The sequence below is a fragment of the Nocardioides sp. NPDC006303 genome, assembly GCF_040613175.1.
Lineage (GTDB): Bacteria > Actinomycetota > Actinomycetes > Propionibacteriales > Nocardioidaceae > Nocardioides.
On record NZ_JBEXRR010000032.1, the window covers coordinates 36,603 to 57,367 of the forward strand.

Consider the following 20,765-nt stretch of genomic DNA (forward strand, 5'->3'; position numbering starts at 1 on the left):
CTCGAGTCTCGAAGGGAACGGGTGTGGTGAAGCGAGACGCGGACGGCGCGTACTCCGTGGAAGAGCCGGTGGAGGCACTCAGTGTCACCGAGCCGAAGACCTGGGCCGCCGGCTTGCCGGCGGTGCGGAAGGCGATCGAGTATTCGCTGACGCAGACATCGGTACGGCGTACGGCGTTGACGCTGTTGAACCTCAACCAGGCCGACGGGATGGACTGCCCGGGGTGTGCGTGGCCCGAGCCGGGTCACCGGCACCGGAACGAGTACTGCGAGAACGGTGCGAAGCACATCGCCGACGAGGCGACGTCGCGCCGGGTGACGCGCGAGTTCTTCGCGCGTCACCCGGTCTCGGAGCTGGACGGCAAGTCGGACTACTGGCTCAACCAGCAGGGCCGGCTGACGGAACCGATGGTCAAGCGGCCAGGTGCGACGCACTATGAGCCGATCACCTGGGAGGACGCCTTCCAGACCGTCGCCCAGGAGCTCAACGGCCTGGACTCTCCCGACGAGGCGATGTTCTACGTCTCGGGGCGGCTCAACAACGAGGCCGCGTTCCTGCTCCAGCTCTTCGCCCGCGCGTTCGGCACCAACAACCTGCCCGACTGCTCGAACATGTGTCATGAGTCGAGCGGCTCGGCGCTCAGCGAGACGCTGGGGATCGGCAAGGGCAGCGTCCAGCTCGACGACATCTACAACGCGGACCTGGTGTTCGTGGTCGGCCAGAACCCGGGCACGAACCATCCGCGGATGCTGTCAGCGCTGGAGGAGACCAAGCAGCGGGGCGGCAAGGTGATCGCGGTCAACACCCTTCCCGAGGCGGGACTGATGCGGTTCAAGAACCCGCAGAAGGCCCGCGGAGTGGTGGGCCGGGGCACCCAGATCGCGGATCAGTTCCTGCAGATCCGCCCCGGCGGCGACCTCGCGCTGTTCCAGATGCTCAACCGCCGCCTGCTCGAGACCGACCGGGCCGAGGGCGGCGGAGTGCTGGACTGGGAGTACATCGCGGAGTACACGACCGGGTTCTACGCCTTCGCCGAGCACGCCCGCACCATCACCTGGGAGGCTGCGCTCGAGGCCACCGGCCTGACCCGCGAGGAGATCGAGGCGGTCCACGAGCAGGTGCTGGCCAGCCGCTCGGTCATCGTCTGCTGGGCGATGGGGCTGACCCAGCACAAGCACGGCGTGCCGACGATCCGCGAGGTGGTCAACTTCCTCATGCTGCGGGGCAACATCGGCAAGCCCGGGGCCGGGGTCTGCCCGGTCCGCGGTCACTCCAACGTCCAGGGCGACCGGACGATGGGCATCTGGGAGAAGATGCCCGACTCCTTCCTCGACGCACTGGGTGCCGAGTTCAGGTTCGACCCACCGCGCAAGCACGGGTACGACTCGGTGGACGGCGTCCGGGCGATGCGCGACGGGAAGGCGAAGGTCTTCGTCGGCGTCGCCGGCAACTTCGTCCGGGCGATCTCGGACAGCGACGTCGCCGAGGCCGCGTTGAGGAACTGCCGCTTGACGGTCCAGGTCTCCACCAAGCTGAACCGCTCGCACACGGTGGTCGGGGAGACCGCGCTGATCCTGCCCACGCTGGGCCGCAGCGACATCGACGTCCAGTCCAGTGGTGAGCAGTTCGTCACCGTCGAGGACTCGATGAGCTCCGTACACGCCACTCGCGGCAAGCTCCAGCCCGCCTCGGAGCATCTCCTCAGCGAGGTCGCGATCATCTCGCGCCTGGCACGGGCCGCGATCGGCGGCCGGTACGGCATCCGCTGGGCGGACTTCGAGGCGGACTACGGCCGGATCCGCGATCGGATCGCACGAGTGGTGCCGGGGTTCGAGGACTTCAACGAGCGGATCAAGAATCCGACCGGGTTCGTTCTCCCGAACCCGGTGAACTCCGGCGTCTATCGCACACCGAGCGGCAAGGCCGTCTTCACGCGCAACGACCTGACGTGGTTGCAGGCCCCGCCGGGTCATCTGATCCTGCAGACCCTGCGCTCTCACGACCAGTGGAACACCATCCCGTACGCCATGGACGACCGTTACCGCGGCATCCACAACGCCCGCCGAATCGTGATGGTCAACCCGGCCGATATCGCCGAGCTGGGTCTGGCCGACGGTGACCGCGTCGACATCGTCGGGGTCTGGGAGGACGGTGTCGAGCGGCGCGCCCCGGGATTCACCCTGGTCGCCTATCCGGCGAGCCGGGGTTCGGCGGCTGCGTACTATCCGGAGACCAACGTGCTCGTGCCGCTCGACAGCGTTGCCGAGGGCAGCAACACCCCGACCTCGAAGGGCGTCGTGGTGCGCTTGGAGCTCGCCACATCGGCAGAGGGGGCGAACCGCCTGCGGTAGGAGGTGGGTGTCGTCGCGAATGCCGTGGCGAAGTTCTGCCGGAACGTCACGGCGCTGCTGAACCCGCACGCTTCGGCGATGCGGGTGATGGGCCAGGTCGTGGTCTCGAGGAGACGGCGCGCTTCGTCGAGGCGACGGGTCAGGACCCAGCGCGCGGGCGTGGTGCCGGTGACCTCGGCGAAGCGGCGGGTGAAGTTGCGCCGGCTCATCCGGGCGTGGGCTGCCAGGTCGTCGACGTGGAGCCGTTCGTCGAGGTGGGCGAGGGCCCAGTCGATCGTCGGTCCGAGGTCGCCCACACCTCCTGACTCGGGCATGGGGCGGTCGACGTACTGGGCCTGGTCGCCCTCGCGATGGGGCGCGACCACGAGGTGGCGGGCCACGCTGGCTGCCGCGGCGGAGCCGAGGTGGGTGCGTACGATCGACAGGCAGGCGTCGATGGCCGATGCCGTGCCGGCTGAGGTGAGTACGTCGCCGTGATCGCGGTAGAGCGCTGCCGGAATGACGGTGACGGCCGGCCGCCGGCGGGCCAGCTCGTCGACCGCGCCCCAGTGGGTGACGGCATCTCGTCCGTCGAGCACCCCGCTGTCGACGACGGGGAACGCGCCCAGGCACAGGCCCGCGATGCGACTGCCCCGTGCCTGCGCGGCACGGATCCTGCCGGTCAGGGCGGCACCGGCCGGCCGGAGGTCGCTCGGCCACGACGGCAGGACCACGAGATCCGCGTCCTCGACGACATCGGGGCCGGCGACGTCGTCGACTCGCAGTCCCTCGGCCGTTCGTACGCCGTGTCCGTCCTCGGTCCACACCACGGGATCCCATCCCTCGGCCAGGCCCAGGCGGCCGACCTCGCCGAAGACCATCAAGGGTGCGGCGAGGTGAAACATGGTGATGCCGTCGAAGGCGTGTACGGCGATGCGCATCCTGGCCCGATCTCATCGTAAGTCGTCATTTGTGCCACTCACGGTAGCGCTTCACAGCGGCCAGAGTGAAGGGGAACGCCAACGCCACCCCGAACAGAGGAATCCAGTCATGACCACGCCCCGCCGCGCCCTGATCGTCGTCGACGTCCAGCAGGAGTACTTCGACGGGATCCTGCAGATCCAGTCCCCGGACCGCGAGCAGGCGCTCGCCAACATCGCGGAAGCACTCGACGTCGCCGATCGCGAGGGCCTTCCCGTGGTCGTCGTCCGGCACGAGCTGCCCGAGGGCTCTCCGGTCTTCGCTGCCGGAAGCCACAGCTCGACCCTGCACCCCGAGATCGAGCGGCGCGTCAAGTCGTCCTGGAAGCGCGTGACCAAGGACAAGAGCAGCGTCTTCGCGGGCACCGGCGTCGCGGCGTGGCTGGCCGAGCAGGGCGTCGACACCATCACCATCGTCGGCTTCATGACCAACAACTGCGACATCGCCACGGCGGTGAGCGCCGAGGAGCTCGGCCTGGCCGCCGAGATCCTCTCCGACGCGAGCGGCGCCATCCACCTGGCCAACGAGGCCGGCAAGGTCTCGGCCGACCAGCTCCACCAGACCCTGCTCGTCCTGCTGCACTCCAACTTCGCCGCGGTCGCCACCACCGCGGCCTGGACAGAAGCGGTCACTGACCGGAAGCCGCTCGCCAAGAGCGACCTCGGCACCTCCGCCCTGCAGGGCCGCGCGGCGTTCGCCGGCTGAGGGCTCGCGGGCGGACGTGCCGTCGCGGAGTCACGGTGTCCTCTCGGCCGACGTGGGCGTGGCCGAAGTCGGCAGGGTGTGCGTGTGTGCCGCGGCCGCAGCGCCCGCGTCGGCCAAAGTGCCCCGGGCGACCCGGTGACGCCCCATGATCACGGCCATCGCGACGCCGACGAGACTGAACACCGCCATCACCCAGGACGCGGCGGCAAGGCCGGAGGACAGGGCATCGGCACTGGACTGGCCCTCAGCCGTCTGGCTGGCGATGACGTTTCCGTAGATCGTCGCAGCCAGGGCAGTGGCCACGGCCGCGCCGACGTAGCGTGCCATGTTGGAGACACCCGAGGCCGCCCCGACCTGGGCTGCCGAGACGCACGCCGTCGAGGCCGACGTCGCTGGCCCGTTGGACAGGCCCATCCCGACGGCCGCCGCGACGAGCGGCAGCACGAACGCGCCGTACCCCCACGAGCCCTCGACGAAGCCGATCCAGCCGAAGCCGATCGCCGTGATCGCGAAGCCGGCTCCGACGACCGGTCGACCGCCGAACCGCGCCGCGACCCGTGGCACCAGGGGAGCGACCGCGACGAGGCCGACGGTGGCCGGAAGTGTCGCCAGGCCTGCTTGCAGCGAGCTGAGCCCGAGCGTGCTCGGGTCTTGGAAGTAGAGGCTCACCAGGTACATCAGCGCGTTGATGGTGCCGGCGCCGATGAGGATGGCGATCGTGGACGCCACCAGGACCCGGTTGCGAAGCAGGGCCAGGTCGAGCATGGGGACGGCGACCCGCTTCTCCACCGCGACGAAGGCGAATCCCGACACCACGGCCACTGCTAGGCACCCGAGCGTGGCCAACGACGTCCACCCCCAGTCACTGCCCTCACTGAGTGCCAGGATGATCGGGGTGAGGGTGGCAGCGACCAGCACGCTGCCAGCGACGTCGATCGAGCGCGGCCGGTCCTCGTCGCGGGACTCGGTCACCATGCGTGCGGTCATCGCCATGCACACCGCCGCGACGCCGGCGTCGAGCCAGAACAGTCCCTGCCAGCTCGTCAGCTCGACCAGGACACCGCCGAGCAGCGGCCCGGCCGCAGCACCCACACCTGCCGCCGCGCCCCAGAGCGAGACCGCCCGCAGCTTGCCTTCTTCAGGTGTGCCGACCGTCAGCAGGCTGAGGCCACAGGCCAGGATCGTCGCGCCGGATGCGCCCTGGATGCACCGCCCAGCGATGACGGCTGCACCCGAGTCGGAGATGGCGATCAGCACGCACGAGGCGATGAACAGCAGCAGACCGAGCTGGAAGATGCGCTTCCTGCCGAACACGTCGCCCAGCGAGCCGGAGGTCACGATGGTCGCGGCGCCCACCAGCGAGTAGCCCGTGACGGCCCACTGCAGCGTGGTGACATCCATGCCGGTATCTGCGCTGATGGCGGGGAGCAGGATGCTCACCGCCGACGTGTTGGCATTGACCACCAGAGTCGACAGACAGGTGACGAGGAGGACACCACCTGCTCGGTTTGCCACCTCGGTGCTGCTCATCGGAACCCCTCACCTTCGTCAGGACGACTGCGGGACGCCATGCGTCAACCACGGGAACCACGGTGGTCGCCTCGGTGGGCCCGTGTCCTCCCCCGGTAGGGATGATCCGGACCCGCCCGCGCACGGACCTGATTCGTCGGTCGGCATGTCCTCACCTGGGTCGGGTACCGCGAGGAGATGACTGAGATGAACCAGGACGAAGCACGCGTACAGGCACTTCAGGGTGTGGTCGAACGAGTCAACGCCTGGCAGGAGACCGCACCCGAGGGAACCATCCGGGACGAGCTGTCCAAGGCGCTGCAGGAGGCCGGGGTGACCCTCACCGAGGAGCAGCAGGAGCTCGTGACGGACCGGATCTCACGTCAGGAGGACGTCGACGTCGACCTGCTCGCCGCCGACAGCGGCGAAGGCGGCCCTGCCTGACGTACGAAGCTCGTCGTCATCGCCGGGCGGGATCGACGCGTGCCATGACCGGGGTGGCGAGGACTCCGTGGATCAGCACCGAGGCGACGACGGTGAAGGCGACCGTCGACCACAGCCAGTCCTGTGCCAACGCCTCGTCCTGCCCGGCGGCGTAGGCGAGGTAGTAGACGGAACCGACGCCGCGGACGCCGAAGAACGCCGTCGCCCAGCGTTGGTGCCGGGTCAGAGGCGAGGTGCGCTCGCCTCGGCCCGGCCACGGCGCCAGGGCCAGGATCCCCGCCGCTGGACGGACCACCAGGATCAGCGCCAGCCCGATGGCGATCCCGCGCCAGTCGAGAGCCTCGAGCAGGCCTCGCGTGAGCGCGATCCCGAGAACGAGGAGTACGAAGAGGGTCAGCAGGCGCTCGAGCCGCTCGGCCACCTCGTGCATGGCTGCGTGGTAGTCGTGTGAGCGCTCGGCCGAACGGAAGGCCATGGCGCAGACGAAGACGGAGAGAAACCCGTAGCCGCCGAGAACCTCGCCGACGCCGTACGACCCGATCAGGGCCGCGAGGGCGAGCAGCGACTCGCCCCGTTCGGCCACGCGCAGGGACCGGCTGCTGGACCGGAACGCGATGTAGGCGAGGACCTTTCCCACCACCAGGCCGGCAAGGACGCCGATCACGATCTTTCCCACGAGGTAGAAGCCGACCCATTCAAGGGCCCAGTTCGAGACGGCTCCTTCGGTGGCGAGCAGGATCGCCACGTACACGAACGGGAAGGCGAGCCCGTCGTTCAGGCCGGCCTCCGAGGTGAGGGTGAACCGGAGCTCGTCGCGCTCGTCGACCTCGTGGTCACCGGTCTGCGGGCCGGCCACCTGGACGTCGGAGGCGAGCACCGGGTCGGTGGGCGCCAGCGCCGCGCCCAGGAGTATCGCCACGGCCGGTGCCAGTCCGGCGGCCCACCCGAGAACCGCGATGGCGGCGATGGTGACCGGCATCCCGATGGCCAGCAGCCGCCAGGTCGACGACCACCGGCGCCAGGTCCTCGGCCTGCGGAGCTCGAGCGGCCGGTCGAGCGCCAGGCCGACACCCATCAGCGCCACGATGATGACCAGCTCGGTGGCGTGCTCGATCGCGACCCGGTTGGCCTGCGGGTCCAGCGGCAGGCCATCGGGGAGCGGCGTGAGCCCGATCAGCATCCCGACCCCGACGAGCACCATCGGAGCCGAGATCGCCCATCGGTTGAGGAGGTCGGGAAGCACGATGGCCAGCAGCAGGCTGGCACCGATCACCACGTAGGCAAGGTCGGCAGTCATAGCTACGTCGCCCCGATTCGTCGCATTGCAGGTCCAGCACGGCCAGCCTCCCCGAACCAGGTTACGTACGAACCAACCGACTCGCGGAGCATGCGAGGTCGCGTCGGGGGTTACCGGTCGAGTCATGAGTGAAGAGCAGCTTCAGCCGGAGGACACCCTCGACGACCGCGGTGTCGACGATGTCCTGGACGAGGGCTATTCGCCGCCCGAGCGGCCGCGGGGTGTCACCGCGAAGGGTGTGACGCCGCGGGAGGAGATCGAGGGGGAGACCATCGACGAACGGCGCGCTCAGGAGGAGCCGGAGGTCTGGGAGGAGGCCGAGGCCGAGGCTGACGCCGACATCCTGGACGGCCCGGTGACAGGGGAGGTGGGCGAGGCCCGCGCCGGCCGGCTCACCAGTCCCGACGAGGGCGTGCGTGAGGACGACGAGGGGAAGCTCATCGGACACGACGAAGGCATCGACGGTGCCGGCGCCTCCGCTGAGGAAGCGGCCGTGCACATCGTCGACGAGCCTCCCGACTGAGGCTGAGTCCGCGCGTTCGGGGGTACCGGTGATTCGCCGGATCCCTTTCAGCGCAGAGGAGGACTCCCGTGTCCGAAGACGTGACCGACCTGATCATGCAGGACCACCGTGAGGTGGAGAGCCTGTTCGAGAAGCTTCAGCGAGATCCAGACGTACGAGCCGGGCTGACCCCGATCTTGGTGACGCTCCTGGCCGCACACAGCCGCGCCGAGGAGGCCGAGGTCTACCCGGCCGCCCGGGACGAGGCGGGTGAGGCGGAGGACGTCGCGCACAGCCAGGAGGAGCACCTGCTGGCGGACCGTCTCCTCGCCGAGCTCAGCGAGTGCGACCCCTACTCAACGGAGTACGGCGACAAGCTGGCGGAGGTGGTCGAGGCGGTCTCCCATCACGTCGAGGAGGAGGAGAGCACCGTGCTCCCGGGCATTCGCGACCGTCTCGACGACGCCCGTCGCGCCGAGCTGGGTAAGGCCTTCTTGAAGAGTCGGCAGGAGCACCTCGGCGACATGCCCCAGGACATCACCCGTGACGAGCTACGCCGCCAGGCCGCCAACGCCGACATCCCCGTCGGGGACAAGGGCAAGGAGGACCTGAAGCGCACGCTCGATCAGCACGCCGACAGCTGACCTGCAACCGCCGAAGCCGTCAGCTCCCCGCCATGATGAGGCAGGTCGCGATCGCGTGACCGATGACGCGGCCCGTCTGGTCGGTGATCTCGGCTTCGGCGGTCGCGGCGCGGCGTCCGATCGTCACGACGCGGCCCTCGCAGGTGAGGGTGCCGCTGTCGAGCGTGGCTGCGCGGGTGAACTTGATGGTCAGGTCGAGCGAGGTGTAGCCCGTGCCCGCCTTCAGCTTGGTGTGGACCGCACACCCGAGAGCCGAGTCGGCAAGGGTCGCGAGGATGCCGCCGTGCACGGTGCCGATCGGGTTGTAGTGCCATTCCTCGGGCGTGAGCTCGAAGACGGCCCGGCCGTCGCTGACCTCGACCAGGGCCATGCCGAGCGTCGCGTTGATCGGTGGTGGCGGGAGCTCGATGTCTCCCAGCTGCTTGAAGAAGTCGAGCCCGTCGAGCTCCCGGGCGGCGGTGGCGAAGACCTGTGGGTCGGCCCACGAGTAGGTGCGTTCGCGCACCGCTCGGGACTGCTCGGAGGTCGTGTTCTGGGTCGTGTTCTGAGTCATGGCGGCTCAGATCCGCTCGATGATCGTGGCGTTCGCCAGGCCGCCGGCCTCGCACATGACCTGCAGCCCGTAGCGGCCGCCGGTCTGCTCGAGGTTGTTCAGCAACGTGGTCATCAGCCGGGCGCCGGACCCGCCCAGCGGGTGCCCGATGGCGATGGCGCCGCCGTTGATGTTGACCTTGGCGAGGTCGGCACCGGTCTCCTTCTGCCAGGCGAGTACGACGGAGGCGAATGCCTCGTTGACCTCGAAGGCGTCGATGTCGTCGATGGAGAGTCCGGCGCGGGCGAGCACCTTCTGGGTCGCGGGGATGATGCCGGTGAGCATGAAGATCGGGTCGTCGCCGGCGACCGCGAAGGAGTGGACCCGCGCCCTCGGGGTCAGGCCGAGGCGCGCGGTGGCCTCCTCGGATGCGACGAGGAGGGCGGCGGAGCCGTCGTTGATGGGGGAGCTGTTGCCCGCCGTGACTCGCCAGTCGATGTCGGGGAACCTGGCCACGGAGTCCTCGTCCTTGAAGGCGAGTCGAAGGCCCGCGAGCGAGTCGGCCGTGGATGACGGCCGGATCGTCTCGTCGACGCGCAGGTCGTTCACGTAGGTGACCTGCGAGTCGAAGTGCCCGTCCTTCCACGCTGCCGCGGCACGCTGGTGCGACTCTGCCGCGAACTCGTCCAGCTCGGCGCGGGAGAGGTCCCACTTGTTGGCGATCAGCTCGGCCGAGATGCCCTGGAGGACCAGGCCACCGTCGTAGCGGGCGTTCACCTTGCTGCCGTAGAAGTCCTTGCCCGCGAACTGCGACCCCATCGGGACGCGGCTCATCGACTCCACGCCGGAGGCGATGGCCACGTCGTACGCGCCCGCGATCACGCCCTGAGCGGCGAAGTGGAGCGCCTGCTGCGAGCTGCCGCACTGCCGGTCGACCGTGACGCCGGGGACCGACTCCGGGAATCCGGCGCCGAGCAGGGCCCAGCGGGCGGTGTTGCCCGACTGCTCGCCGACCTGTCCGACCGCGCCGCTGATCACGTCGTCGACGACGGCCGGGTCGATGCCGGTGCGTTCGACCAACGCGGCGAGCGTGTGCGCATGGAGATCGACAGAGTGGATCTCGGAGTAGGCGCCGCCGGGCTTGCCCTTGGCTACGGGCGTACGGACGGCGTCGACGATGAAGGCGTTCGGCATGGTGGTCCTCTTTCTCGTTCAAGCGGTGGTGTGCGAGTCGGGTCGGAACAGCGAACGTGCTGGGTGAGGCTCAGCGGGGCGCGACCATCAGCGGCTGCGCGACCATGGCGAAGGTGCCGTGCTCGTCGGCCATGTCGCCCTGGGCCAGGCCGATACCGTCCGGGCCGATGGTGCTGCGGGCGTCGAGCAGCATCCACTCGCTCATGGGTGGTCGCTCGATGGTGACGGTCACGGTCGGCGGGATGAAGTACCACGAGCTCATCGGCAGCGAGCCGGACAGGCCGTTGGTGGAGTCGGCCAGGGTGAGGAGGCGCTGCACGGGGGAGGCCTGCTCACCGGCGACCAGCGGGACGCGCAGCCGCGCCCATACCGCCGCCGGGCCGGGTTCGTAACCCCCGCTGATGAACCGCCAGTCGATGGCGCGGCCGTAGCCCCAGTCGGGGCTGACCCCGTCGAAGAAGCGCTCGGAGGAGGCCGGCGGGATGGCGGGCACCTTCTCCTCGCGCCAGTGCTCGCGGGTCGATCCCGGCGTGGCCCGGATCAGCCAGGCGCTCGCCTTGACGGCGAGCCGGTCACCGGCCCACAGCGAGGCCTCGATGAGCTCGACGCGACGGCCCGGCCGGACCACGTGCGCCTCGACGCGCATGGTTCCCTGCGGAATGCCGCCGAGCATGTCGGCCGTGAACCGGGCGATGGACAGGGCCGGGTCGGAGCGTACGGACTCGATCGCCCGGGCCAGCAGGGCAGCGGGAGGGCCGCCATGCTGCAACGACTGGTCCCAGGGGCTGGCAGTCGCCGCAGTCGACTCGAACGTCCCGTCCTCGTCGGTCGGCAGGAAGAAGGCGTCGAAATCGAGGGTCATCAGCGTCTCCTGTGCGTGGGTCAGCGGGCCAGCTGCGGGTAGAGCGCCTCGATCGGCTGGGCGAGGCCGGCCTTGACGTCGGCGCTGATCTGGTCGGCGATGATCTCGTACGCGTCGGCCTCGAGGCCGTCGTACGCACTCCGAACCACGTCGGCCGGATCGTTCTTCGGGTCGGTGATGCCGACCGTCATCGGGGTGTCGGTGTAGCCCAGGTGCAGCGACGCGACATGGATGCCGTCGCCCGCCAGCGCGAGGCGCTGGGTGTTGGTCGCCGACCACAGCGCTGCCTTGGTGGCGCTGTAGGCGTCGCCGACGCCGTACCAGCTCAGGACCGAGAGCACGTTGACCACGACCCCCTTGCTGGCGCGCAGCGACGGCAGGAAGGTGGTCGTGACGTCGAGCGCTCCCCAGAAGTTGGTCTCGAAGAGGTCGCGCGCGGCGCTCAGGTCACCGGTCACGCTGGCGCCGTTGGAGGCGCCGGCGTTGTTGATGACGACCGTGACGTCTCCAGCTGCCGCAGCAGCCTCGGTGACCGAGTCGTGGTCGGTCACGTCGAGCCTCAGCGGCACGATGCGCGGGTCGTTCCACTCGCGGGGCTTGCGGGCCGCGGCGTACACCTTGGCGGCGCCGCGCTCCAGCGCCTGGTTGACGAAGTGGGTGCCGAGGCCGCCGTTCGCTCCGGTCACCAGGACGACCGCGTTCGCGAGAGTGGGCATGTGGTTCTCCTGTTCGACGGCGCGGGCGCCGCTCCGTGATGAGTTGGTTTTTCCAACGTACTCGGGTTGGTTTGGTTTTCCAACTCGATTAGGATCGAACCATGATGACGCAGGTACGTGAGTGCTCGGTGGCGCGGACGCTCGAGCTCGTCGGCTCCAAATGGACCCTGCTCGTCGTTCGCGAGCTGTTTCTCGGGAGCCGCCGGTTCGAGGAGATCGCCCGGTTCACGGGCGGCCCGCGCGACATCCTCACCGACCGTCTACGCAGGCTCGAGGCCCACGGACTGGTGACTCGGGTCCAGTACGAGCAGCGCCCGCCGAGGTACGAATACCACCTGACCGATCTCGGGCGGTCGCTCGCGCCGATCATCGAGACGATGCGCGAGTTCGGGGACCGTCACCTGGCAGGCGAGGACGGCCCGCCGGCCAGGTTCGAGCACTCCTGTGGTGCGGAGTTCCACCCCGTGCTGGCCTGCAAGGCCTGCGGAGAGGTCGTACGTCGCGGTGAGGTCCAGATCGCAGACGCCGCGAGGTGACCTGGCCGCGCTGTGCGGCGTGGGTCAGCCGACCGGCGGCCCGGCGATGAGGGCGACCACGGTCAGCGCGGCGACGCTCGCGAGACCGGCGGCCAGGCCACGCACCGGGTTGCGGAGGAGCCATGCGAGCGGACGCTCGAGCGGGCGGCTGGGGGACTCGTCGATCAGTCGCCACGCCGGGGCGAGCAGGCCGCGGCGCTCGGCGTAGCGCTCGAACCAGAGGGTGAGGAACGGCGGGATCGAGGAGGCGAGGCCGGCGACGAGCCGGCCGATCGACCAGCGCTGGTCGATCGCGATCGCGACGGTGGTGACGCAGTAGGTGATGAACACGATCCCGTGCAGCATCCCGAAGATGCTGACTCCCAGCTCGGTCGTCTTGGTGACGTACTTCAGGAACATGCCGCTGAGCAGCCCGGCCCAGGTCACCGCCTCGGCGGTGGCGACGATCCGAAAGAGGCGAGACGGGGAACCAAGAAGAGCGGGCACGCGGACGAGTCTATTCGCCGACGTGCGCTGGTATGCATCGAGCCGATGCGGGGTACCGATCGCGACATGAGTACTGAGACGCTGCACTACACGATCCCGGGGCTGGACGAGGGCGCTGCGCGCAAGACCATCGACCTGCTGCAGTCGCGCCTCCATGCCACGAACGACCTCCAGCTCACTCTCAAGCACGTGCACTGGAACGTGGTCGGACCCCACTTCATCGCGGTCCACCAGATGATCGACCCTCAGGTCGACGCCGTACGCGCGATGGCCGATGCGCTCGCCGAGCGGATCGCAACCCTGGGCGGTGCCCCGCGAGGCACCCCGGGCGCTCTGGTCGAGGAGCGGGAGTGGAACGACTACAGCATCGGCCGGGCCACCACCCAGGAGCATCTCGCCGCGCTCGATGTCACCTATCAGGGCGTGATCGGCTCCTACCGCGAGGCGATCAAGACCCTCGACGACATCGACCTGGTGACCCAGGACATCCTGATCGGCCAGACCGAGCAGCTCGAGCTCTTCCACTGGTTCGTACGCGCCCACCTCGAGGACCAGGGCGGTCAGCTGCAGACCAGCGGCGAGGCCACGGAGGCGGGAGCGGCACGAGCCGCCCACGGCTGAGGGGTGTGCGATGCGGCGGTGGTTCATGGGGCTGGCGCTGCTCCTCCCGATGGTCCTCACCGGATGCGGTTCGGGGCAGGACCAGGCGGTACGCGACAGCGCCGCCGCTTTCCAAGACGCGGTAGCCGCCCAGGACTGGGCCCGGGCGTGCGCGCTGCTGGCTCCGGAGACGCGCTCCGAGCTGGAGTCCGCCGCCAAGCTGCCCTGCGACGACGCGTTGGCCGAGGAGGACCTACCCGCTCCGGGCGTCCCGGACGATGTGGACGTCTTCGGGACCATGGCCGAGGTGCGCTACCAGGGCGAGACCCTGTTCCTGACCCGGTTCGCCGACGGCTGGCGGATGTTCGCGGCCGGCTGTACGCCGCAGCAGCCCAAGCCCTACGACTGCGCCGTGCACGGAGGCTGAGATGCGAGTCATGTACGTCACCTACCTGGCGGTCATCGGTATCGGACTGCTCTACACGTTCGTCCTCGCGCTGAGGCACGGGTGAGGGGCCTCGATGCGCCGATTCCTCAAAGAGAACTCACTGAGCCTGGGTTTCGGGGCGCTCTTCCTGGTCAGCCTCGCCGGTCAGGCCATCGCCGGCTGGCACCAGCTCAACGACGAGCTGTTCGCCGACGGTCTCCACCAGCTCTCGCTGGGGAGGTATCTCACCTCGGCGAGCTTCGCCGTGGACGTGACGGAGAACTGGCAGAGTGAGTATCTCCAGTTCCTGCTCTACATCATGTTGACGGTCTGGCTGGTCCAACGTGGATCCCCGGAGTCCAAGCCGCTGAAGGACGCGGGCCAGGAGTCCGACGAGGCGCAGAAGGTCGGAGCGTACGCCCGTCCCGACTCGCCCAAGCTGGCCCGGGCCGGCGGCCTGCGGACGTTGTTCTACTCCCGCTCCCTAGGCATCGTCATGGGCTCCATCTTCCTGATGTCCTGGCTGGTCCAGTCGGTGGCGGGATGGGCGACGTACAACGAGACCAGGCTGCGCCAGCTCCGCGACCCGATCCCGTGGGTGTCCTATCTGACGAACTCGGACTTCTGGGCGCGCACCCTGCAGAACTGGCAGTCGGAGTTCCTGGCGGTCGGCTCCATGGCCGTCCTCTCGATCTATCTCAGACAGCGCGGATCCCCGGAGAGCAAGCCTGTGGGTGCGTCCCACGAGGCCACCGGGATCGAGGGCTGATGCCTCAGCGGTCGGCCTGTGCCAGCAGGCGCAGGACCGCGCGCTCGGCCGCGGCCTGTCGCGCCTGCGGGTCCTCGCTCACGCCGTCCCGTACACGGATCGTGCACCCCTGCTCGTGCAGCTCGAGCACCCGCGGGTCGACGTAGGAGCTCCGGGCGATCGCCGGCGTGTTCCCGAGGTACTCCGCGACCTCCTTGATCGCGGCGACCTGCTGCTTGCGGCGGGATCTGGCGGTCGGGGTCGAGCGGCCCGCGGCGTGCGGGTCCTCGGCCAGGGCGAGTGCCGCGAGCACGGTCGCGTGCCAGGTCCGGAAGTCCTTCGCCGACACCTCGAGGCCGCTCAGCTCGCGCATGTAGTCGTTGACCATGGCCGGCGTCAGCCGTTGCCACCGCCGGCCCTGACGGTAGGCGAGAAGCTCCTCGAAGCCGGCGCGGCGGCGACGCAGCTGCACGATCGCCTTCACCGAGAGCGGGTCGTCGATGCTGATGGAGTGGTGGACGCCGGACTTCCCGGTGAAGTCGAAGACGTAGGCCTCGCCCCGCTTGCGTACGTGGCGACGCTCCAGCGTCGTCAGGCCGAAGCCACCGTTCTCATCGGCGTAGGCGTCGCTGCCGATCCGGAAGCACCCCAGATCGAGCAGACGCACCGCGAGTGCTGATGCCCGGGCAGCGCTCATCCCGGTGGTGGTGAGATCCCGCTCCGTCCGCTCGCGTACGCGGGGCAGGACCGCGCCGAGCTCCAGCACCCGCTCGAACTTCTGCTGGTCGCGCTTCGCCCGCCAGTCGGGGTGGTAGAGGTACTGGCGGCGGCCGGCATCATCGGTCCCGACGGCCTGGAGATGCCCGTTCTCGCGAGGACAGATCCAGACGTCCTCCCAGGCGGGAGGGATGGCCAGGGAGCGGATCCGCTCGATGGCGTCGTCCGGCAGCCGGTCACCTGAGTCGTCGAGGTACACGAAGCCGCGACCCGCGCGACGGCGGGTCCACCCCGGCTCCTCCGTCGAGACCCGACGAAGTCGAACCACCAGGGGCTCCTCTCACCCGCTGGTGTCGTCGCTGTCGCGCCCTCGCGCGGCGAGCAGTCGATGCGTACCGTCGCACCAGGGCTTGATCGCGGACCCGCCGCACATGCACACCGCGCTGACCGGGCGAACCGTGTGGTGGATCTTCCCGTCGGGGTCCTGGATCTCGTGCTTCCCGCGCAGCAGCATCGGCCCGGCCGGGCACAGCACGATCGAGGGGTGCTCGAAGTCGGTCATGAGGCACCCCACTGGGTGAGCATCGTCCGGGCGTAGCGAGCCTCCAGGTCGAGGCAGGTGAAGGCACCCAAGAGCACCTGGTCGCGCTCGCTCGGGTTCTCCTCCACGAACGCGCCGCAGACGTCGCGTACGGCCACCTGCTCATGTACGGAGTCGGCCTCGACGTGCTCGTCGTAGTAGTTCGCCATCTCCTCGGGGAAGTCCAGGCGACGTAGCCCCTGGGCGAGCTGGCGCGACGGCACCGAGCTGGTCGACTCGAACGCGGCGAAGTGGCCGAGCGCCGCTCCGCGGAGCCGGCGGTGGAGCCCGAACAGTGACAGCGCGTTGTTCATCTCGAGGATCTCGGCCGGCGCCTCGTCGACGTAGCAGGCGTGGTCGGTACGCAGCCCGGCCGCTTCGATGCCTCGGCGGAACAGGTGGTGATGCAGCCGGTTCGGGTCACCGTCGCCGTACTCGTCGAAGAGGATCTCCATCAGCGCGGCCTTCGGCCGGGTGTCGAGCCGGGGGACGACCCAGCTGGTCGGGTCGGCCTCCTTGAGGTGGTACAGCGAGCGGTGCTTGAGGATCTCGAGCACCTGCTCCCGGTCGGCCCGGCGCTGCACGAACCGTGCCAGCGACGGTCCGTCGTGGTCGGCGACCAGACCGGGCAGGTCCAGGTCGGGATCCTCCTGGAAGCCGCTGTGCTCCCAGCGCTGGCGCAGCTCGACCTCGAACGACCGCTCCAGACCGCGGCGCAGACCCAGCAGGTCCGCGTCCCACTCGAGGTCGGGATCGATCTCGTCGAAGCCCCGGTAGTGGAGCTCGTAGAGCGCCCACAGAGCGATCTGGGCGTCCTCGGCTGACTCCGGAGTCGGCTCCAGATCAGCGGTGGCGCCGCTCTGCAGCGCAGTGAACACAGCGGCACTCAGGGTGCCACGCGACTTCGGCAGCATCTAGGCCTACCTTTCCCTCAGGCCGTCCTGTACCCGACAGCCGGTTCCGACATGCTCGGCCGCGGTGCGCGGGCGAGGTGCACGAGCACTCCTTCGCCCGGCGAGTCGCGGACCTCCTCGATCGTCAGGTCGCTGCCCTCGACCATCTCCAGCACGCGATCGGACTGCCCGGTCGTGCCGAGCTGGAGGACGGCCGCGCCGCCGGGGGAGAGGTGCCGGACGGTCGTCGCCAGGCACATCTCGGCGACCAGCATCCCGTCGGCGCCGCCGTCGATGGCCGTCCGCGGGTCCTCGGGATACCGCTCGACCTGGGCCGTGGGCACCCACGGCGGGTCCGCGATCACCAGCCAGTAGCGCTCGTCCGGGTCCAGGGCCTGGTCCATGCTGCCCTCGCGTACCTCTACCCGGTGCGCCAGCCCGGCGCGCTCGGCGTTGGCCCGGGCGAACGCACAGGCGACCGGATCGGCGTCGACGCACACCAGGCGCCGGCCGGTCAGGGCGGCGGCGAGCAGGCCGATCTGGCCGGCGCCCGAGCACAGCTCGAGCATCGGTCCGTCCGGCAGCTCCGCGGCCAGCTTGGCCGCCCACTCGGACTGACGGACGGTCCAGGTACGCGGCGTGAGCACGCGATCGTCGAAGTCGATGTCGAGATGACCGAAGCGGATCATGACAGCAGGTGCCTCCTGTTCAGGGTGGGAAACTCAGGTGAGCTCGGCCAGCCGGACCACTGCTCGGTCCAGACGGCCCTCCTCGTCGTGGATCCGGCGCTGAGTCGTGGAGCCCGTGCCGCCGGTGAAGATCCGGCCGATGCCCTTCTCGACGCGCACCTGGTCTCCGGTGTCGCGCAACGCCGGGCCGATGTGCTCGAGCAGGCGTTCCACCACGTCGCGAGCCGGCCTCGGGCGGTGGGTCTGCGGGTCCAGCAGATCGCCGGTGATCCCGTGCCGTCCCGCCTGCCACATGGCGAGCCGGAGCACGGCGACCGAAACAGGATCGGGCGGCCGGCCCTCGGCCCACTCCCTGGCACCCGTCTCGACCAGCGCCCGCGCCAGCGCGGCGACGAGCACGGTGTCGCGAGGGTCGAGGCACACGTCAGCGACGCGGATCTCGAGCGTCGGGTAATTGCGGGACGGCCGGGCGTCGAAGTACGCCATGCCCTCATCGAGCGGCACCCCCGTGTCGACGAGCAGGCGCAGATGATCGGCGTACGCCTGGCCGCTGCCGAAGATCTCGGTCGGACCGTTCGTCGGCCACCGGGTCATCACCTGGGACCGGTAGCTCGCGTAGTCCGTGTCGCCGCCCTGCCAGAAGGGTGAGTTGGCGCTCACCGCGAGCAGCACCGGCAGCCAGGCGCGGATCCGGTCGAGCGCCCCGACGGCCTCGTCGTCGGAGTGGACGGAGACGTGCACGTGGCAGCCGCAGGTGAGCTGCTCGGTGGCGGTCAGCCCGAACTGCTCGGTCATCGCCGCGTAGCGCTCGTCGTCGAAGGTCCGGGGACGCACCGGCAAGGGGGTGGTGCCGCTGGCCAGGATCAGCGCGCCCGCCTCGGAGGCGGCCGCGCGCGCCTTGTCGCGCCACCGCCTCAGATCCTGCTCGAGGAGCCCGAGGTACTCCTCCGCCGGAGTATCGGTCTCGACCTGCTGCTCCTGCAGCTCGGGCCCCACCGAGCCACCGGCCTCACCGGCTTCGACCTCGGTGTCGCCGTGCTGCCGCGCCACCCGTAGCACCTCGCTGGCCACCGATCGCGGTGCGCCCGTCTGGGCGTCGACGAGGAGGAGCTCCTCCTCGACGCCGACTGTCCTGAGCTGGTGATGGGTACTGCTCGAATAGTGGCTCTTCACTGCTCACACCTGCCTCTGGAAGGAGCAACTCGACGATGTGTCGCCTGCTCGGATATGTGACCGAGTCCCCGTGTGCCGTAGCCGACCTTCTCGGGGAGGAGGGGCTGGCCGCGTTCACCTCGCTCACGTCCGTGCACTCCGACGGCTGGGGGATGTCCTGGCACACACCCGAGGGCACCTGCACGACGAGCTCGCCGCGTTCGGCGGACATCGACGACACCTATCGCCGGCTCGTCGAGGCCCCGCTCTCCCATGCCGGGTTCGTGCATCTTCGCTGGGCGACGGGTGGGCTCGACGTACGTCCGGAGAACACTCACCCGTTCTTGACCGACGGTGCCGCGTTCGCGCACAACGGCCACGTCTCGCCGATCGCCGATCTCGAGGCGCTGCTGACCCCGGAGTCGCGTGCACGGCTGCGCGGCGACACCGACAGCGAGCGCTACTTCCACTTCGTGCACCAGAACGTCGAGAAGTACGGCGACGAGGCCGAGGGTGTCACCCGAGCGCTGGCCACGCTGGTCCAGAAGTTCCCGCGATGCAGCCTGAACGCGCTGATGCTCACCCGGACGCACATGTTCGCGATCCACATCAACTCGCGTGCCGACTCGCCCCTGCGTGCGCTGCGCGAGCTCTTCGACGACGAGGGCGACATCCCGCCTCGACACACCACGGAGTACTTCGCGATGGACTACCGCCGGTCCGAATACGGCCTCGAGATCGTCTCCAGCGGTCTGGGGCAGCCGGGCTGGACCCCGGTGCCCGCCGACACCGCGGTGATGGTCGACCTGGCGACCCGCGAGGTCACCCGGCTGGATCCGATCGCTCAGCTCGGCGCCGACGCGTTGCGGGCCCGCGACTGACGACGGGGTACCGCCGACCTGCTGTGGGGTGCGTTCGGGCATGCCCAGAGGTACCCCATCCGGCATCGCTTCATTCCGAGCCGCGCTGACTTTCCCAGCCAGTCCGTGCCTTCCTCACAGGAAGCCCACAGCGGGCGGGCGGAATCTTGAGGCATCAACCGCCTCAAGGAGGACCCGATGTCCCGCTCCCGCCGCATTCGTCACTCTCTCCTCGCCGTCCTGGCGATCCCGCTCGTCGCGATCCCGATCGCCACCCCGGCCCTCGCGGTGGCCGCCGTCGGCGCCACCAAGACGTACGCAGCCGAGTCCGGCCCCGGATACGGCTACGGCGGTTCCGTCGAGAGCCACGGCGGCGCCTATGGCGGGGCGTATGGCGGCGGGATCGTGGACCCCTACCGGCAGAGCCTCGGCACCTCGGCCGCGACCGTCGACTCCGAGCCGGCGACCGAGGCCGAGTCGACCGGCGTCGTGCTGATCAACACCACGGTCGGCTACGGCACCGGGCAGGGCGCGGGCACGGGGCTCACGATCACCGGCGACGGGATCGTGGTGACCAACCACCACGTGGTCGAGGGCGCGACCTCGATCGGCGTGACGGACCCGACCACGGGGGAGACGTACGCCGCGACGGTCCTCGGCTACGACGACGTCCACGACGTCGCGGTGCTGCAGCTCGAGGACGCCTCGGGGCTCTCGAGAGTCGCGACCGACCGAGACGCCGCGACCCGGGGCGAGGAGGTCACCGCCGTCGGCAACGCCGAGGGCCAGGGTTCGCTCTCGGCCGCCGACGGTACGGTCACCGACCCGAGCACCGCGATCACCGTCGACAACGAGGACGGCACCGCCGCCGAGCTCAGCGACCTGATCCAGACCGACGCCGATGTCGTCTCCGGCGACTCCGGCGGCGCGCTGCTCGACGAGGACGGCGAGGTCATCGGGATGAACGTTGCCGCGACCTCGGGCTCGGCCGAGATCTCCGGCTACGCCATCCCGATCGACACCGTGCTCGACATCGCCGCCCAGATCCTGGCCGGGGAGGAGTCGGGCGACGTGGAGATCGGTGGCTCGGCCGCAGCGCTCGGGGTGCAGGTCGACACGACCAGGTCGACGCTGGTCGTCGGTGTGGTCGAGGACGGCGCGGCCGAGGCCGCCGGGGTCACCGAGGGCAGCACGATCACCTCCGTCGGCGGGACCGCCGTGGCGAGCATCGACGACATCACCTCGGTGCTCGGCGGCCACGAGCCCGGCGACGAGATCTCGGTCAGCTGGACCGATGCCGCAGGCGAGGCCCACACCGCCGCCGTGACGCTCGGCGAGGGTCCGGTCGCCTGACCACGAGG

23 protein-coding genes and 1 pseudogene are annotated in these 20,765 nt (G+C 69.7%); 11 read left to right on the forward strand and 13 right to left on the reverse strand.

What is annotated here, in order from left to right; genetic code table 11:
• The first annotated feature begins 23 nt into the window (after positions 1 to 23).
• Positions 24 to 2,351: an FdhF/YdeP family oxidoreductase gene (locus tag ABZY89_RS21395; RefSeq protein ID WP_355230429.1), complete on the forward strand. Its 2,328-nt coding sequence runs from the start codon at positions 24 to 26 to the stop codon at positions 2,349 to 2,351.
• A 47-nt stretch (positions 2,352 to 2,398) separates the two neighbouring features.
• Here ABZY89_RS21395 and ABZY89_RS21400 read toward each other — a convergent pair.
• Positions 2,399 to 3,271: pseudogene (locus ABZY89_RS21400) on the reverse strand (helix-turn-helix domain-containing protein); the annotation flags it as partial.
• A 109-nt stretch (positions 3,272 to 3,380) separates the two neighbouring features.
• Between ABZY89_RS21400 and ABZY89_RS21405 the strand changes: the two are divergent.
• A complete protein-coding gene (locus tag ABZY89_RS21405) occupies positions 3,381 to 4,016 on the forward strand; it encodes an isochorismatase family protein (RefSeq protein WP_355230431.1) in 636 nt (211 codons plus the stop codon).
• A 30-nt stretch (positions 4,017 to 4,046) separates the two neighbouring features.
• Here the strand turns inward: ABZY89_RS21405 and ABZY89_RS21410 are convergent, their stop codons facing one another.
• Positions 4,047 to 5,546: an MFS transporter gene (locus ABZY89_RS21410; protein WP_355230433.1), complete on the reverse strand. Its 1,500-nt coding sequence runs from the start codon at positions 5,544 to 5,546 to the stop codon at positions 4,047 to 4,049.
• A gap of 186 nt (positions 5,547 to 5,732) precedes the next feature.
• Between ABZY89_RS21410 and ABZY89_RS21415 the strand changes: the two genes are divergently transcribed.
• Positions 5,733 to 5,969, forward strand: a complete 237-nt coding sequence (locus ABZY89_RS21415) for a hypothetical protein (protein WP_355230434.1) — start codon at positions 5,733 to 5,735, stop codon at positions 5,967 to 5,969.
• A gap of 16 nt (positions 5,970 to 5,985) precedes the next feature.
• On the opposite strand, the gene ABZY89_RS21420 is transcribed toward ABZY89_RS21415, so the two are convergent.
• Complete coding sequence (locus tag ABZY89_RS21420) at positions 5,986 to 7,266, reverse strand: cation:proton antiporter (protein WP_355230436.1); 1,281 nt, start codon at positions 7,264 to 7,266, stop codon at positions 5,986 to 5,988.
• Positions 7,267 to 7,390: 124 nt separating this feature from the next.
• On the opposite strand from ABZY89_RS21420, the gene ABZY89_RS21425 reads away from it, so the two are divergent.
• Positions 7,391 to 7,789 (forward strand): DUF5709 domain-containing protein, encoded by a 399-nt coding sequence (locus tag ABZY89_RS21425; protein ID WP_355230437.1) that lies wholly within the window; start codon positions 7,391 to 7,393, stop codon positions 7,787 to 7,789.
• A gap of 68 nt (positions 7,790 to 7,857) precedes the next feature.
• Positions 7,858 to 8,412 carry a hemerythrin domain-containing protein gene (locus ABZY89_RS21430; RefSeq protein ID WP_355230439.1) on the forward strand — a complete coding sequence of 185 codons (555 nt, stop codon included), beginning with the start codon at positions 7,858 to 7,860 and terminating at the stop codon, positions 8,410 to 8,412.
• A 19-nt stretch (positions 8,413 to 8,431) separates the two neighbouring features.
• Here ABZY89_RS21430 and ABZY89_RS21435 read toward each other — a convergent pair whose 3' ends face one another.
• The 4 genes from ABZY89_RS21435 to ABZY89_RS21450 all read right to left on the reverse strand — a co-directional run bounded on the left by ABZY89_RS21435 (position 8,432) and on the right by ABZY89_RS21450 (position 11,716).
• Positions 8,432 to 8,965, reverse strand: coding sequence for a PaaI family thioesterase (locus ABZY89_RS21435; protein WP_355230441.1), 534 nt, complete (start codon positions 8,963 to 8,965; stop codon positions 8,432 to 8,434).
• Positions 8,966 to 8,971: 6 nt separating this feature from the next.
• Complete coding sequence (locus ABZY89_RS21440) at positions 8,972 to 10,138, reverse strand: acetyl-CoA C-acyltransferase (RefSeq protein ID WP_355230443.1); 1,167 nt, start codon at positions 10,136 to 10,138, stop codon at positions 8,972 to 8,974.
• A 70-nt stretch (positions 10,139 to 10,208) separates the two neighbouring features.
• Complete coding sequence (locus ABZY89_RS21445; RefSeq protein ID WP_355230444.1) at positions 10,209 to 11,000, reverse strand: thioesterase family protein; 792 nt, start codon at positions 10,998 to 11,000, stop codon at positions 10,209 to 10,211.
• A gap of 20 nt (positions 11,001 to 11,020) precedes the next feature.
• The gene (locus tag ABZY89_RS21450) at positions 11,021 to 11,716 is read right to left on the reverse strand and encodes an SDR family oxidoreductase (protein ID WP_355230446.1); all 696 of its coding nucleotides are present in this window, start codon (positions 11,714 to 11,716) and stop codon (positions 11,021 to 11,023) included.
• Positions 11,717 to 11,817: 101 nt separating this feature from the next.
• On the opposite strand from ABZY89_RS21450, the gene ABZY89_RS21455 reads away from it, so the two are divergent.
• A complete protein-coding gene (locus tag ABZY89_RS21455; RefSeq protein ID WP_355230448.1) occupies positions 11,818 to 12,252 on the forward strand; it encodes a helix-turn-helix domain-containing protein in 435 nt (144 codons plus the stop codon).
• A gap of 24 nt (positions 12,253 to 12,276) precedes the next feature.
• Here the strand turns inward: ABZY89_RS21455 and ABZY89_RS21460 are convergent, their stop codons facing one another.
• Complete coding sequence (locus tag ABZY89_RS21460; protein ID WP_355230450.1) at positions 12,277 to 12,738, reverse strand: DUF3817 domain-containing protein; 462 nt, start codon at positions 12,736 to 12,738, stop codon at positions 12,277 to 12,279.
• A gap of 66 nt (positions 12,739 to 12,804) precedes the next feature.
• Here ABZY89_RS21460 and ABZY89_RS21465 point away from each other — a divergent pair, with 66 nt between their 5' ends.
• From ABZY89_RS21465 to ABZY89_RS21475, 3 genes are all read left to right on the forward strand, one after another.
• Complete coding sequence (locus ABZY89_RS21465; RefSeq protein WP_355230452.1) at positions 12,805 to 13,359, forward strand: DNA starvation/stationary phase protection protein; 555 nt, start codon at positions 12,805 to 12,807, stop codon at positions 13,357 to 13,359.
• A gap of 10 nt (positions 13,360 to 13,369) precedes the next feature.
• Positions 13,370 to 13,765 carry a hypothetical protein gene (locus ABZY89_RS21470; RefSeq protein WP_355230454.1) on the forward strand — a complete coding sequence of 132 codons (396 nt, stop codon included), beginning with the start codon at positions 13,370 to 13,372 and terminating at the stop codon, positions 13,763 to 13,765.
• 94 nt (positions 13,766 to 13,859) lie between these two features.
• On the forward strand, positions 13,860 to 14,534 hold the full coding sequence (locus ABZY89_RS21475; protein WP_355230456.1) for a DUF6766 family protein: 675 nt from the start codon (positions 13,860 to 13,862) through the stop codon (positions 14,532 to 14,534).
• Positions 14,535 to 14,538: 4 nt separating this feature from the next.
• Here the strand turns inward: ABZY89_RS21475 and ABZY89_RS21480 are convergent, their stop codons facing one another.
• Genes ABZY89_RS21480 through ABZY89_RS21500 form a run of 5 tightly spaced genes read right to left on the reverse strand, consistent with a single transcriptional unit; the run spans position 14,539 to position 18,565 of the window.
• Positions 14,539 to 15,558: a DNA topoisomerase IB gene (locus tag ABZY89_RS21480; protein WP_355230457.1), complete on the reverse strand. Its 1,020-nt coding sequence runs from the start codon at positions 15,556 to 15,558 to the stop codon at positions 14,539 to 14,541.
• Between the two features lie 12 nt (positions 15,559 to 15,570).
• Positions 15,571 to 15,792, reverse strand: a complete 222-nt coding sequence (locus ABZY89_RS21485; protein ID WP_355230459.1) for a CDGSH iron-sulfur domain-containing protein — start codon at positions 15,790 to 15,792, stop codon at positions 15,571 to 15,573.
• On the reverse strand, positions 15,789 to 16,724 hold the full coding sequence (locus ABZY89_RS21490) for an iron-containing redox enzyme family protein (protein WP_355230461.1): 936 nt from the start codon (positions 16,722 to 16,724) through the stop codon (positions 15,789 to 15,791). Before ABZY89_RS21490 ends, ABZY89_RS21485 begins: the two co-directional genes overlap by 4 nt.
• 17 nt (positions 16,725 to 16,741) lie before the next feature.
• On the reverse strand, positions 16,742 to 17,392 hold the full coding sequence (locus ABZY89_RS21495; protein ID WP_355230463.1) for a class I SAM-dependent methyltransferase: 651 nt from the start codon (positions 17,390 to 17,392) through the stop codon (positions 16,742 to 16,744).
• A 33-nt stretch (positions 17,393 to 17,425) separates the two neighbouring features.
• Positions 17,426 to 18,565, reverse strand: a complete 1,140-nt coding sequence (locus ABZY89_RS21500) for a glutamate--cysteine ligase (protein WP_355230465.1) — start codon at positions 18,563 to 18,565, stop codon at positions 17,426 to 17,428.
• A 35-nt stretch (positions 18,566 to 18,600) separates the two neighbouring features.
• On the opposite strand from ABZY89_RS21500, the gene ABZY89_RS21505 reads away from it, so the two are divergent.
• Both ABZY89_RS21505 and ABZY89_RS21510 read left to right on the forward strand, forming a co-directional pair.
• Positions 18,601 to 19,425, forward strand: coding sequence for a class II glutamine amidotransferase (locus ABZY89_RS21505; protein ID WP_355230466.1), 825 nt, complete (start codon positions 18,601 to 18,603; stop codon positions 19,423 to 19,425).
• Positions 19,426 to 19,602: 177 nt separating this feature from the next.
• Positions 19,603 to 20,757, forward strand: coding sequence for a trypsin-like peptidase domain-containing protein (locus ABZY89_RS21510; RefSeq protein WP_355230468.1), 1,155 nt, complete (start codon positions 19,603 to 19,605; stop codon positions 20,755 to 20,757).
• Positions 20,758 to 20,765: the final 8 nt, after the last annotated feature.

Coding starts and splice junctions, on each gene's coding strand:
- ABZY89_RS21410 (WP_355230433.1), bottom strand. CDS start 5,546: ATGAGCAGCACCGAGGTGGCAAACCGAGCAGGTGGTGTCCTCCTCGTC.
- ABZY89_RS21435 (WP_355230441.1), bottom strand. CDS start 8,965: ATGACTCAGAACACGACCCAGAACACGACCTCCGAGCAGTCCCGAGCG.
- ABZY89_RS21485 (WP_355230459.1), bottom strand. CDS start 15,792: ATGACCGACTTCGAGCACCCCTCGATCGTGCTGTGCCCGGCCGGGCCG.
- ABZY89_RS21420 (WP_355230436.1), bottom strand. CDS start 7,266: ATGACTGCCGACCTTGCCTACGTGGTGATCGGTGCCAGCCTGCTGCTG.
- ABZY89_RS21445 (WP_355230444.1), bottom strand. CDS start 11,000: ATGACCCTCGATTTCGACGCCTTCTTCCTGCCGACCGACGAGGACGGG.
- ABZY89_RS21425 (WP_355230437.1), top strand. CDS start 7,391: ATGAGTGAAGAGCAGCTTCAGCCGGAGGACACCCTCGACGACCGCGGT.
- ABZY89_RS21440 (WP_355230443.1), bottom strand. CDS start 10,138: ATGCCGAACGCCTTCATCGTCGACGCCGTCCGTACGCCCGTAGCCAAG.
- ABZY89_RS21450 (WP_355230446.1), bottom strand. CDS start 11,716: ATGCCCACTCTCGCGAACGCGGTCGTCCTGGTGACCGGAGCGAACGGC.
- ABZY89_RS21415 (WP_355230434.1), top strand. CDS start 5,733: ATGAACCAGGACGAAGCACGCGTACAGGCACTTCAGGGTGTGGTCGAA.
- ABZY89_RS21465 (WP_355230452.1), top strand. CDS start 12,805: ATGAGTACTGAGACGCTGCACTACACGATCCCGGGGCTGGACGAGGGC.
- ABZY89_RS21405 (WP_355230431.1), top strand. CDS start 3,381: ATGACCACGCCCCGCCGCGCCCTGATCGTCGTCGACGTCCAGCAGGAG.
- ABZY89_RS21475 (WP_355230456.1), top strand. CDS start 13,860: ATGCGCCGATTCCTCAAAGAGAACTCACTGAGCCTGGGTTTCGGGGCG.
- ABZY89_RS21495 (WP_355230463.1), bottom strand. CDS start 17,392: ATGATCCGCTTCGGTCATCTCGACATCGACTTCGACGATCGCGTGCTC.
- ABZY89_RS21455 (WP_355230448.1), top strand. CDS start 11,818: ATGATGACGCAGGTACGTGAGTGCTCGGTGGCGCGGACGCTCGAGCTC.
- ABZY89_RS21505 (WP_355230466.1), top strand. CDS start 18,601: ATGTGTCGCCTGCTCGGATATGTGACCGAGTCCCCGTGTGCCGTAGCC.
- ABZY89_RS21510 (WP_355230468.1), top strand. CDS start 19,603: ATGTCCCGCTCCCGCCGCATTCGTCACTCTCTCCTCGCCGTCCTGGCG.
- ABZY89_RS21470 (WP_355230454.1), top strand. CDS start 13,370: ATGCGGCGGTGGTTCATGGGGCTGGCGCTGCTCCTCCCGATGGTCCTC.
- ABZY89_RS21490 (WP_355230461.1), bottom strand. CDS start 16,724: ATGCTGCCGAAGTCGCGTGGCACCCTGAGTGCCGCTGTGTTCACTGCG.